Annotated in this window: 9 protein-coding genes and 1 pseudogene; 1 reads left to right on the top strand and 9 read right to left on the bottom strand. The window is 72.4% G+C overall.

The genetic code is table 11. The features are described from left to right. Nucleotides 1-27: 27 nt before the first annotated feature. The 5 genes from ABZ312_RS17070 to ABZ312_RS17050 are packed head-to-tail and all read right to left on the bottom strand — an operon-like array spanning nucleotide 28 to nucleotide 6061. The gene (locus ABZ312_RS17070; RefSeq protein ID WP_500438019.1) at nucleotides 28-810 is read right to left on the bottom strand and encodes an SDR family NAD(P)-dependent oxidoreductase; all 783 of its coding nucleotides are present in this window, start codon (nucleotides 808-810) and stop codon (nucleotides 28-30) included. 28 nt (nucleotides 811-838) lie between these two features. Further along, nucleotides 839-2950, bottom strand: coding sequence for an alpha-galactosidase (locus ABZ312_RS17065; protein ID WP_500438017.1), 2112 nt, complete (start codon nucleotides 2948-2950; stop codon nucleotides 839-841). Next, nucleotides 2947-3870, bottom strand: a complete 924-nt coding sequence (locus ABZ312_RS17060) for a carbohydrate ABC transporter permease (protein ID WP_500438015.1) — start codon at nucleotides 3868-3870, stop codon at nucleotides 2947-2949. The genes ABZ312_RS17065 and ABZ312_RS17060 overlap by 4 nt, the downstream gene beginning before the upstream one ends. Next, nucleotides 3870-4766, bottom strand: coding sequence for a carbohydrate ABC transporter permease (locus ABZ312_RS17055; protein WP_500321989.1), 897 nt, complete (start codon nucleotides 4764-4766; stop codon nucleotides 3870-3872). Before ABZ312_RS17055 ends, ABZ312_RS17060 begins: the two co-directional genes overlap by 1 nt. 2 nt (nucleotides 4767-4768) lie before the next feature. Beyond that, a complete protein-coding gene (locus tag ABZ312_RS17050) occupies nucleotides 4769-6061 on the bottom strand; it encodes an ABC transporter substrate-binding protein (RefSeq protein ID WP_500321639.1) in 1293 nt (430 codons plus the stop codon). A gap of 452 nt (nucleotides 6062-6513) precedes the next feature. On the opposite strand from ABZ312_RS17050, the gene ABZ312_RS17045 reads away from it, so the two are divergent. Next, nucleotides 6514-7335, top strand: coding sequence for an HAD family hydrolase (locus ABZ312_RS17045; RefSeq protein WP_500321640.1), 822 nt, complete (start codon nucleotides 6514-6516; stop codon nucleotides 7333-7335). A gap of 77 nt (nucleotides 7336-7412) precedes the next feature. Here ABZ312_RS17045 and ABZ312_RS17040 read toward each other — a convergent pair. The 4 genes and pseudogenes from ABZ312_RS17040 to tdh all read right to left on the bottom strand — a co-directional run bounded on the left by ABZ312_RS17040 (nucleotide 7413) and on the right by tdh (nucleotide 11365). Beyond that, a pseudogene (locus ABZ312_RS17040) lies at nucleotides 7413-7705 on the bottom strand (ribonuclease domain-containing protein). Between the two features lie 432 nt (nucleotides 7706-8137). Beyond that, a complete protein-coding gene (locus ABZ312_RS17035; RefSeq protein WP_500321642.1) occupies nucleotides 8138-9076 on the bottom strand; it encodes a LysR family transcriptional regulator in 939 nt (312 codons plus the stop codon). A 4-nt stretch (nucleotides 9077-9080) separates the two neighbouring features. Further along, nucleotides 9081-10274 carry a glycine C-acetyltransferase gene (locus ABZ312_RS17030; protein ID WP_500321643.1) on the bottom strand — a complete coding sequence of 398 codons (1194 nt, stop codon included), beginning with the start codon at nucleotides 10272-10274 and terminating at the stop codon, nucleotides 9081-9083. A gap of 62 nt (nucleotides 10275-10336) precedes the next feature. Beyond that, nucleotides 10337-11365, bottom strand: a complete 1029-nt coding sequence (gene tdh / locus ABZ312_RS17025) for an L-threonine 3-dehydrogenase (RefSeq protein WP_500321644.1) — start codon at nucleotides 11363-11365, stop codon at nucleotides 10337-10339. Nucleotides 11366-11574 lie beyond the last annotated feature (209 nt).

Genomic DNA, 11574 nt, shown 5'->3' with positions numbered 1-11574 from the left:
TCGGCCGTCTCCGTCGGGGCGTACCCGTCAGGCGGAGGCTTTGACGACGCTCCAGCCACCGTCGACGAGCAGGCTCGATCCGGTGATGTACGAGGCTTCTTCGGCGGTGAGGAAGGCGACGGCGGCGGCGACCTCCTCGGGGGTGCCGAAGCGGCCGGCCGCGGTCTCGGCGACGCTCTGTTCGCGTTCGGCCTGCGGCACCCGGTCCCAGGCGGCGGTCAGGATCGGCCCGGGGATCACCGCGTTGACGCGGACCTCCGGTCCGTACTCGACGGCGAGCTGGCCGCACAGCGACAGCAGCGCGCCCTTGCTGGCCGCGTAGGCCGGGTGACCGGGGATGCCCCGGTGGGCGTGGACGGAGGAGGTGAGCACCACGGCGCCGCTCTGCTCGCGCAGGTCGGGCAGCGCCGCCTTGAAGCCCAGGAAGGCGCCGGTGAGGTTGACCGACAACTGCCGTTCCCAGGAGGCGAGGCTCGTCTCGTGCGCGGGGGCGACCTGCACCGTGTACGCGTTGCTGACCAGGACACCCACGGGCCCGAAGCCGTGGGCGGCGTCCGTGACCCGCCGCCAGTCGTCCTCGCTCGCGACGTCGGCGGCGACGAAGACGGCGCGCGCGCCGTCCTTGCGCAGCCGCGCGGCGGTCTCCTCGCCCCGGTCGGCGGCGATGTCGACGAGCACGACGGCCGCTCCCTCGGCGGCCAGGCGCGCCGCGGTGGCGGCGCCGATGCCCGAGGCGGCGCCGGTGACGACGGCGACGCGGTTGGTGAAGCGGGCCGCTGGGTTCATGGTGCTGGTCGTCTCCTGTTTCATCGCTGCTGTGCTGATTCTCGCCGTGCCGTCACTGCCGGGCCAGGACGACGAGTTCCGCGTCGTACTCCGCCGTCCACGCGAACGGCAGCCCGGAGTGGGTCAGATGGGCGCCGCTGTAGCGGGTGCCGGTGGCGGTGTCGGTGTAGACGGCGTCCGCTCGCAGACCGCGCAGGCGGAGCCGGGCGGCGCGGCCGGGCACCAGCGGCGCCCCGTCGAGGGGGCCGGTGTTCCAGGCCGTCACCACCATGCGGTCGCCGCCCGGTTCCTCGTACTGGATCCCGCACGTCTGGTCGGCGGGGCCGCCCAGCAGGTGGACCTCGCCGTGGTGGACGACGTCGCGGACCTCCTTGTAGCGGGCGATCCACCGCGCGGCCTCGGCCCGCTGTTCCGGCGTCCAGTGGCGGATGTCGGCACCGATCCCGAGCACGCCCGCCATGGAGTTGACGAAGCGGAAGGCCAGCGAGCGGGGCCGAGGGTCGAAGACGCCGGGGGCGTCGGTGACCCAGGAGCTCATGGTGTGCGGGGCGTGCGCGTGGAGGTAGCCGTACTGGATGCGCAGCCGGTCCATGGGCGCGGTGTTGTCGCTGGGCCACACCACGTCGGTGCGGGCGATGGTGGCGTGCTCGACGCGGCCGCCGCCGCCCGCGCAGCCCTCGACGGTGACGTGCGGGTGCACGGCGCGCAGGTGGTCCAGAACGCGGAGGTAGCCGGCGACGTGCGCGGCGTCGAGGTCCTGGCGCTCGGGGTCGGCGCCCGCCAGGTGGCCGGGGCGGCCGCGCTCGGTGGGCGGACGGTTCATGTCCCACTTGAGATAGCTGATGGCGTGGGAGCCGAGCAACCGGTCCAGGGTGCCGATGACGAATTCCTGGACGTCCTCGCGGCCGAGGTCGAGCAGCAGCTGGTTGCGCACGAGCGTCGCGGGCCGGCCGTCGATCCGGTACACCCAATCGGGGTGCTCGGCGTAGAGCTTCGAGCGGGGGCTGATGCCCTCGGGTTCGACCCACAGGCCGAAGTCCAGGCCGAGGGCGCGCACGTCCTCGACGAACCGGTCGAACCCGCCGGGGAATTCGGCCGGGTCCGGGTCCCAGTCGCCGAGGCCGCCGGTGTCGTCCGGCCGCCCGGTGAACCAGCCGTCGTCGACGACGAAGAGTTCGGCGCCGAGTTCGGCGGCGACCTTGGCGAGCTCCAGCTGGTTCCCGGCGTCGACGTCGAAGCCGGTGGCCTCCCACGAGTTGTAGAGGACCTTGCGGGGCCGCTCGATGCGCTCGCCGGTCAGGTGCCGCTCGTAGCGGTGCCAGACGCGGGCCAGGCCGTCGAGCCCGTCCGGGCTGAACGCGCAGGCCAGCCGCGGCGTGACGAGGGTGGCGCCGGGGGCGAGGCGGACCGCGCCCTCGTGGGGCACCCGGCCGGCCCGGACGCGCACCGCGCCGCCGGGCTCGGCGTCGGCGGTGATCCGCCAGTTGCCGGACCACTCCAGGGCGATGCCGTAGGTGGGGGTGGCGCCCTCGGCGGGGGCGGCGGCGTCCTGGACGGCGAGCCACGGGTGGTACGCGTGCCCGGCGGAGCCCTGGGTGCTCTCCATCTCGAAGCGCCCGCGTTCCAGTGCCACCTCCTTGAGCTGGAACTCCTGGGACCACTGGCCGGCCAGGTAGGTCAGCCGTGCGCCGCCCTGGACGGGCACGTTGACGGCGGCGGAGTCGAAGCGCTCCAGCCGCACCTCGTCCTCGCCGGTGCAGGTCAGCTCCGTCCAGCGCAGGACGACGTCGGTGCCGGGCACCGTCTCGTAGCACAGCGTGGTGCGCAGCCCGAGGAGGTCGTCGGCGAAGTCCAGGCGCAGGGCCCGGTCGCCGTCCTGGGTGGCGCCGTCGAACCGCCACCAGCTCCCGCGGTCGCCGCCGGGGCGGGAGGCGACCAGGTCGGCGCCGGTGAACGGCCGCAGCCCGTACGGGATGTACTCGGCCGGGGCGGCGTCGGCGGGGGTGATGAAGTGGGTGCGGCGCGACCACTCCATGGGCGACGGGCCGTCCTCGGCGCCATGCGGCCCCCAGGCGGCGAGTTCGGCCCAGCGGCGGTCGCCGCCCAGGGTGACGGCGTAGGTGGTGGCGTCGGTGCGCAGCAGCCACCGGTCGTGCGTGGTCACTTGACGGCTCCGAGGTTGAGTCCCGCCACGAAGTGGCGCTGGAAGCGGAGGAAGACGGCCACCGTCGGGGCGGCGGCGATCACCGAACCGGCCGCGATGACGTTCCACATGGAGACGTACTGGCCCTGCAGGCCGATGAGGGACGCGGTGATGGGCATCTGGCTGTCGGTGCGCAGCACCGTGATGGCCCACAGCAGGTCGTTGAAGATCCAGGTGAACGACAGGGCGGTCAGTGCGGCCAGCGCCGGCCGGGCCAGCGGCAGGATGATCCGCCAGTAGATCTGCCAGGGGCCCGCGCCGTCGATGACGGCGGCCTGCTGGATCTCGCCGGGGATCGACCGCATGAAGCCGTGCAGCACGAAGACGTAGAAGCCGACACCGAAGCCGACCTGCACCCCGATCAGGGCGTACAGCTGGTCGTAGATGCCGAGCACTTCGCTCAGCTTGGACACGGGGATCAGCAGGATCTGCGGGGGCAGCAGATTGCCGCCGAGCATGAGCAGCAGCAGGACGCGCCGGAAGGGCAGGTCGTAGCGGCTGAGCGCGAAGGCCGCCATGGAGGCGAGGCCGAGCGAGAGCGCCACGGTGGGGATGGTGACCAGCATGCTGTTGATGAGCGCGCGCTGCTGGCCGCCGTCCACCCACGCCTGACGGAAGCTGTCGAAGGTGAAGGAGTGCGGCCAGCTTCCGACGCCGTGCGCGGCGATGTCGTCGAAGGTCCGGGTGCTGGTGACCAGGACGAGGGCGATCGGCAGCAGCCACAGCGCGGACAGCAGACCCGCGGTGAGGTGGAAGCCGGTGGTGCGCAGGGCGCGGCCGCGCAGCGCGGGCCTGCGGGGCGCCGCGGCCGAGACCTTGGCGGTCCCGCCGTCGCGGCCGGCCGGGTCCTCGACGCGCGCGGAGGCTTGGGTGGCGGTCATCAGTCGGCCTCCCGGAAGGCGCGCACGAGGTATCCCACGATGACGCCGAACGCCAGCACGAAGATGACGACGGCGAGCGCGGAGCCGTATCCCAGGCGCAGGGACTGGAACGCGGTGGAGTACATGTAGGTGCTCAGCAGTTCGGAGGAGTGGTACGGGCCGCCGCGGGTGAGCGCCCACACCACGTCGAACGAGCGCAGCGAGTCGATGACGATCACCGACAGGACGACCGCGTTGACGCTGCGCAGCTGCGGCAGCGTGATGTGCCGGAACTGCTGCCAGCGGGTGGCGCCGTCGACCTTGCCGGCCTCGTAGAGGGCGGGGTCGATGCCCTTGAGGCCGGCCAGGTACAGCACCATCACGTAGCCGACCTGGCGCCACAGCGCGGGCACGATGACCGCGTAGAAGGCGGTGTCCTGGTCGGCCAGCCAGGCGTGCTTCAAGCTGCCGAGGCCGACGCCGTCCAGCACGTTGTTGATCAGGCCGTCCGGCTGGTACATGGCCTGCCACACCAGGGCGGTGGCGACCAGCGAGAAGACCACTGGCAGGAAGAGCGCCGCCCGGTAGAACCCGATGCCGCGCCGCTCCTGCTGGAGCAGCAGCGCGGCACCGAGGCCCAGGGCGGCCGACAGCCCGCCGAAGAGCAGAAGCCACAGCACCGTGTTGATCGCGGCGGTGCGGAAGACCTCGTCGTGCAGCATCTCGCTGAAGTTGCCGAGGCCCACGAACTTCGGGGCTCCCAGACCGTCCCACGACGTCAGGGAGAGGTAGAAGCCCTGGAGGGCCGGCCAGAAGACCCAGAAGGCCTCGGCGAGCAGCGGGATGAGGACGAAGGCCAGGACCACCGGGGGCACCCGAGTGGCCCTGGACCGTCGTGTGGAGCCGATCAGCGCCATCGTCACTGGCTCCAGATCTTCTGTGCGCTGCGCTGCCACGTGGTGAGGATGGAGCCGATCTCCTTGGGCTTGGCCAGGTAGTGCACCAGCGCCGTGTCGGCGGTCGGCTGGAGCGCGTCGCTGGAGTCCCGGTTGAAGAACTGCGTCACGTCGGCGGCGCTCTCGATGAGCTTGCGGCCCTTGACCACCAGCGGGGTGCCGGCGTCCTTGGCGTCCGGGTGGGTGGGCAGCGCGGTGCCGGAGGAGTTCTTGAGGTAGAGCTCCTGCGCCTCGGCGGTCGCCAGGTAGCTCAGCAGCTCCTTGACACCGTCGGTGTGCTTGCTGCGGGCGCTGGCGAAGTAGCCGTCGGTGGGCGCCTCCTCGGCGACCGGCACCTTGGGGTCGATGATGGGGAACTGGAAGAAGTCGATGTCGCCCAGGGCGTCCTTCGGCGCGGCGTCGGCGAAGAAGGTGCCGATGAGCATCATGCCGGTACGGCCCTGGAGGAGGGCGGTGGTGGCGTCCTGGAACGGTATCGCCGTGCCGTTGGGGTCGAAGAACGGCCGGGCCTGGTCCCACGTGTCGAAGACCTTGCGGACCTCGGGGTCGTCGAAGCGGTGCTGGCCCGCAAGCAGTTCGCGGTGGTACGTGGCACCGTTGACGCGGATGTTGAGGTAGTCGAACCAGGCCGAGGCGACCCACGGGGTGTCGCCGCCGGCGCCGAGGCCGATCGGGGCGACGCCCTTGCTCTTGAGTTTGTCGCACAGGTCGAGGAACTCGTCCCAGTTCTTCGGCTCCTGGACGCCCCACTTGGCGAAGTTGGACTTCCGGTAGAACATGCCCCACCAGTAGTAGCTGGTGGGCACGAAGACCTTCTTGCCGCTGGAGGCCGAGGTGCACAGCTTCTTCAGGGCGTCGGTGTAGCCGGACAGCTCGGGCTTGCCCCAGATGTCGTCCAGGTCGAGGAGCAGGTCCTTCTTGGCGTACGACTCGGCGACGGAGCCCGGGTACCAGGTGTAGATGTCCGGCGGGGTGGCCGAGGTGAGGTACGTCGGCAGCTGCGTGCGGAAGGTCTCCGACGCGACGGTGTTGAGCTCCGCCTCGGCGCCGCCGCGCTTGTTGAAGGCGGCCACGAGCTGCTGCATCGAGGTCTTCGCCTGCGGGGAGGAGAGGTTGGACTGCAGGGTCACCGGGCCGCCGGACTTTCCTCCGGAGGCGGACGGGCTCTGGGTGACGCAGCTGCTGAGCAGCGCGCCGGCGCCGACGGCGCCGGACACGGCGAGGAACCGGCGGCGGCTGGCGTTGAAGGCGGTCATCTGTGAACTCCCTTAGTGCCCACGGAACGGAGCTGAGGCCCCCTGACGGCCCGGCTCTGGGTGCGGCAGGCACAGCCTGTCGCAGGGGTCAGCGTCCCGTCAAGATTAATTAGTAATTTATTTTCGAGAGGGATGTGCCCTCGGCCGAACAAGGCCCGGGGGCACCCCTGTTGGCGCCGGATGGCATCGGTTGACGCAGGTGGAGCGGGATGGAACGGGGTGGAGCGATGCGCTGCCAGACGCAGCGGACGGGTCGCGCACAGGGCTCGGAGCGCGGCCTGACGGACGCGGCCGCCCACCCCACGGAGGGCGACGTGCCGGGCGCCGGTGCCACGGCGGAAACTGTGGCCGGGCCCCCGAAGCCTGTCAATATTAATTGCTAATTAACTTAAAAACGCGATCTTCCGGTGACCTGGACGGCGTCGCGGCACCGGCTTCCGTAGGATGCGGCGATGCCCCACCCCCGCCTGGTCGCCACCGATCTCGACGGCACGCTCCTGCGGAACGACGGCACGCTTTCCGCCCGCACGCTGGACGCCCTGCGCGCCACGGCCGGCGCGGGCGCGGAGGTCGTCCTCGTGACCGCCCGGCCGCCCCGCTACCTCGACGCGCTCGCCGCCGCCACCGGCCTCACCGGGACCGCGGTGTGCGCCAACGGCGCGATCGTGTACGACATCGGCAGCCGCACGGTCACGAGGTCCACCCCGCTCCCCGTCCCCGTCGCACGTCGGGTGGCCGCCGCCCTGCGGGACGCGGCGCCCGGCGTCGGCTTCGCCCTCGAGACGGGCCACCGGCTGCACTGGGCCCCGGGGTACGGGCACCACCTGCCCGAGGACTCCGGCGCCGAGGTCCCCGTGCCCTCGCTCGCGCAACTGTGGGCGAGCCCGGGCCCGGTCGTGAAGCTGCTCGTCTGGTCACCCGCGCTCGACGCGGACGCCCTGCTCGCCGTGGCCGAGCACGCGGCGGGCGGCCGGGCCCAGTTCACCCACTCCGGCGGCCACGGGCTGCTGGAGGTCAGCACCCGGGGCGTCACCAAGGCGGCCGCCCTCGCGGCCCTGTGCGCCTCCCGCGGCATCGCCGCCGAGGAGGTCATCGCCTTCGGCGACATGCCCAACGACCTGCCGGTCCTGAGCTGGGCGGGCACGTGCTGCGCCGTCGCCAACGCGCACCCGGCCGTGCTCGCCTCGGTCGCCCACCGCACGGCCTCCAACGAGGACGACGGCGTGGCCCGCGTCCTGGAGCGGCTCTACGGGACGCGCGCACGGGAACGCTGACGGGACGCTGACGCACCGAAGGGCGGCGCCCGGTGGGACCGACCGGGCGCCGCCCCGAGGACGGTGGACGGGTCGCGTCAGCAGCCGTGGTCGATCAGGTCGAAGGTCACGTAGTGGTCGCCGGTGTAGTAGTCCTCGTCGGCTCCCTGGCCGGTGACGATCCGCCGGGCGCCCCGGGTCGAGGAGCCGGGCGTCTTGACCGTGTACTCGTGGTAGTAGCCGTTCGCGTGGGCGGGCAGCACACCCTCGCGGTCAGCCGCGGCCGCGGCGCCGGCGGGCGCCGGTACGGCGGTCGCGACGGCCGGGCCGCCGACGAGGAGGCGAGGGCGCCCAGGGCGCCGAGGCGAAGGATCCGTGGGGGGATTCTCATGGCTCCAGGATGACGCGCGTAGAGCCTGTCATGTAAACGACAATCACGGGATGTTCCCCGGGAGTTCACACCTTCCGGTCACCCCACCGGACGGCGCCGCGCCCCGACGCGACCGTGGACGTGGGAGCCGCGGGCAATGTCCGAGGCCGAATCCGGAAAGCCGGTGGCAGCCTGCGGACGAATGGGCACCGGCGCATCCGTCGCTCGAACTTCTCGGCCGGAGGGGAATTTCCTCCGCCGTCCCCTTGCGATCGGCCTCGGGGGTGACTCCGCGAGAGGGTCGGGTGAGGCGCTGACCTGCGCCGCGGCCGCGCCCCAACTCCCCCACGGGGCGGGCCCCGGAGTTGACGGAGGAGGCCGAACACGCGATGGCGGAGCACTTTCCCGCAAAGGGCCGAATTCGGGGACCGGCTCCCCAGGGAATACGGTGAATCAGGACCCCGCGGCGCCGTCGGCGTCGCCCGCGCCCTCGGCCGCGTCGCGCAGGGCGTCGAGGACCGGGCGGAGCAGGGGGTGGTCCTCGGCGCCGCGGCGGACGGCGGCGAAGACGCGGCGGGTGGCGACGACGTCGTCGACGGCGCGGACGGCGACGCCGGACAGGTCCATGTCGCGCAGGGCGCTGCGCGGGACGAGGGCCACGCCCGCGCCCGCGGCGGCGAGGGCGACCACGGCGCGGAAGTCGTCGGAGGAGTGCTCCAGGCGGGGCTGGAAACCGGCGTACTCGCAGGCGAGGACGACCACGTCGTGGCAGGGGTTGCCCGGGTAGGGGCCGATCCAGGTCTCGTCGGCGAGTCCCGCGACGCGCACGGTGCCGGTCCCGGCGTCGGCGAGGGGGTGGCCGGCCGGGAGGACCGCGTCGAAGGGCTCGGCGTACAGGGGGACGCGGGAGAGCCGCTGGTCGTCGGCTCGGGGGGCGCCGCGGTACTCGACGGCGACGGCGATGTCGGCGCGGCCGTCGAGCACCATGGGCAGCGACTCGTCGCCCTCGGCGTCCCGGACGCGGATGTGGATGCCCGGGGCGGTGCCGCCGAGCGCGGCGATGGCCGGGGCGAGCACGAGCGCGATGCCGGTCGCGAAGGAGGCCACGGTCACCTGGCCGGCGGCGCCGGAGGTGTAGGCGGCCAGCTCGGCCTCGGCGCGTTCGAGCTGGGCGAGGACCGTGTTGGCGTGGGCGAGCAGGATCTCGCCGACGGGGGTGAGCTGGACGCCGCGGCCGCCGCGTTCCAGCAGCCGGTGGCCGGTCTCGTTCTCCAGGGCGGCGAGCTGCTGGGAGACCGCGGAGGGGGTCAGGTACAGCGCGGCGGCCGCGGCGGTCACCGTACGGTGGTCCGCCACGGCCCGCAGGGTCCGCAGCCGTCGTGCGTCAATCACCCATTCATCCTGCCAGGGCCGCGCGCGCGGCGATGAATGCGTCCACCGCCTTGTCGACGTCCGCGGTGGAGTGGGCGGCCGACAGCTGGACCCGGATGCGGGCCTTGCCGTGCGGCACGACGGGGTACGAGAAGCCGATGACGTAGACGCCGCGCTCCAGCAGCAGCTCCGCCATGCGGCCCGCCTCCGAGGCGTCGCCGATCATGACCGGGGCGATGGGGTGCTCGCCGGGCAGGATCTCGAAGCCGGCCTCGGTCATCCGGGAGCGGAAGAGGGCGGTGTTCTCCGCGAGGCGGGTGCGCAGGTCCTCGGAGTCCTCGATCAGGTCCAGGACCTTGAGGGAGGCCGCGGCGATGACCGGCGCGAGGGAGTTGGAGAACAGGTACGGGCGCGAGCGCTGGCGCAGCAGCGCGACGATCTCCGCGCGGGCCGCGACGTAGCCGCCGGAGGCGCCGCCGAGGGCCTTGCCGAGGGTGCCGGTGATGATGTCGACCCGGTCCATCACCCCGTGCAGGGCGTGGGTGCCGCGGCCGCCGGGGCCGGTGAAGCCGACGGCGTGGGAGTCGTCGACCATGACCATCGCGTCGTAGCGGTCGGCGAGGTCGCAGATCTCGTCCAGCGGCGCGATGTAGCCGTCCATCGAGAAGACGCCGTCGGTGACGATGAGGCGGCGGCGGGCGTCGGACGCCTCCTTGAGGCGGGCCTCCAGCTCGGCCATGTCGCGGTTGGCGTAGCGCAGGCGGCGGGCCTTGGACAGCCGGATGCCGTCGATGATGCTGGCGTGGTTGAGCGCGTCGGAGATGACGGCGTCGTTCTCGTCGAGGAGGGTCTCGAAGACGCCGCCGTTGGCGTCGAAGCAGGAGCTGTAGAGGACCGTGTCCTCGGTGCCGAGGAAGGCGGACAGCCGGGCCTCGAGCTCCTTGTGGACCTCCTGGGTGCCGCAGATGAAGCGGACGGACGCCATGCCGTAGCCCCAGCGGTCCAGGGCCTCCTTGGCGGCGGCGGTGACCTCGGGGTGGTCGGCGAGGCCGAGATAGTTGTTGGCGCAGAAGTTGAGGACGTCGCCGGGGACGCCGCCGGCGGTGACGGAGACGGAGGCGCTCTGCGGGGTGCCGATCACGCGCTCGGGCTTGAAGAGCCCGGCCTCGCGGATCTCGTCGAGGGTGCCGCGCAGGTCGTCGCGGACGGAGTCGAACATCGGGGTTCTCCCTGGGAAGCTGCGGGTGGTGCGGTGGGCCGTGCCTCGGGGGCCGGGAGGGGTCAGGCGGTCCAGTCGAGGACGACCTTGCCGCAGCGGCCGCTCGCGGCGTCGTCGAAGGCGGCGTCGAAGTCGCGGTAGGAGTAGCGGCCGGTGACCACGGGGGCGATGTCGAGACCGCCCTCCAGCAGCACGGACATGGCGTACCAGGTCTCGAACATCTCGCGGCCGTAGATGCCCTTGATGGTGAGCATCGACGTGACGATCTTGGCGAAGTCCACGGAGAAGTCCTCCGCGGGCAGGCCGAGCATCGCGATGCGGCCGCCGTTCGTCATGTTGGCGATCATGTCGCGCATGGCCTCGGGGCGGCCGGACATCTCCAGGCCGACGTCGAAGCCCTCGCGCAGGCCGAGCTCGCGCTGGCCGTCGGCGATGGTGGTCTCGGCGACGTTGAGGGCGAGGCTGACGCCGACCTTGCGGGCGAGCTCCAGGCGGTACTCGCTGACGTCGGTGATGACCACGTTGCGCGCGCCGGCGTGCTTGGCGACGGCGGCGGCCATGATGCCGATCGGGCCGGCACCGGTGATCAGCACGTCCTCGCCGACCAGGGGGAAGGACAGCGCGGTGTGGACGGCGTTGCCGAAGGGGTCGAAGATCGCGGCGATGTCGAGGTCGACGGGCACCCGGTGCACCCACACGTTGGAGGCTGGCAGCGCGACGTACTCGGCGAAGGCGCCGTCACGGCCGACTCCGAGGCCGATCGTGTTGCGGCACAGGTGGCGGCGGCCGGCCAGGCAGTTGCGGCACTTGCCGCAGACGAGGTGGCCCTCGCCGCTGACGCGGTCACCGGGCTTGATCTCGTCGACGTCCGAGCCCACGGCGGCGACCTCGCCGACGAACTCGTGGCCGAGCACCAGGGGGGTGCCCACGGCCTGCTGGGCCCAGCCGTCCCAGGCACGGATGTGCAGGTCGGTGCCGCAGATGCCGGTCCGCAGCACCTTGATGAGGACGTCCCCGGGACCGATCTCCGGCTCCGGGACGTCCCGCAGCCACAGGCCGGGCTCGGCCTTCTCCTTCACCAGTGCCTTCACTCTTGCGACTCCTGCCGGCAGACGATGTGGCCCGGCCCGCGCGGGGGGACGCGGACCGGGCACGAGGGAGCCCGGGCGGAGCGGTGGCGCCCGTCGGCGCCGGCTCGCGCGATGCGCCGGGCACACAGCAATCTGCCCGGCTTCGAGCGTTCAGTCCATCGATCTTTTCTTAAGCTCGGCAACAGCGCAGCTTCACGCTCGGCCGGAAG

This window comes from Streptomyces sp. NPDC006207, from assembly GCF_040613835.1.
Taxonomy (GTDB): Bacteria; Actinomycetota; Actinomycetes; order Streptomycetales; family Streptomycetaceae; genus Actinacidiphila.
This window is presented reverse-complemented; position numbering and strand designations above follow the sequence as displayed.

Bases quoted from the DNA above. Each gene is read 5' to 3' on its own strand.
- ABZ312_RS17070 (WP_500438019.1), bottom strand. From the start codon at position 810: ATGAAACAGGAGACGACCAGCACCATGAACCCAGCGGCCCGCTTCACC.
- ABZ312_RS17060 (WP_500438015.1), bottom strand. From the start codon at position 3,870: ATGACCGCCACCCAAGCCTCCGCGCGCGTCGAGGACCCGGCCGGCCGC.
- ABZ312_RS17055 (WP_500321989.1), bottom strand. From the start codon at position 4,766: ATGGCGCTGATCGGCTCCACACGACGGTCCAGGGCCACTCGGGTGCCC.
- ABZ312_RS17050 (WP_500321639.1), bottom strand. From the start codon at position 6,061: ATGACCGCCTTCAACGCCAGCCGCCGCCGGTTCCTCGCCGTGTCCGGC.
- ABZ312_RS17045 (WP_500321640.1), top strand. From the start codon at position 6,514: ATGCCCCACCCCCGCCTGGTCGCCACCGATCTCGACGGCACGCTCCTG.
- ABZ312_RS17030 (WP_500321643.1), bottom strand. From the start codon at position 10,274: ATGTTCGACTCCGTCCGCGACGACCTGCGCGGCACCCTCGACGAGATC.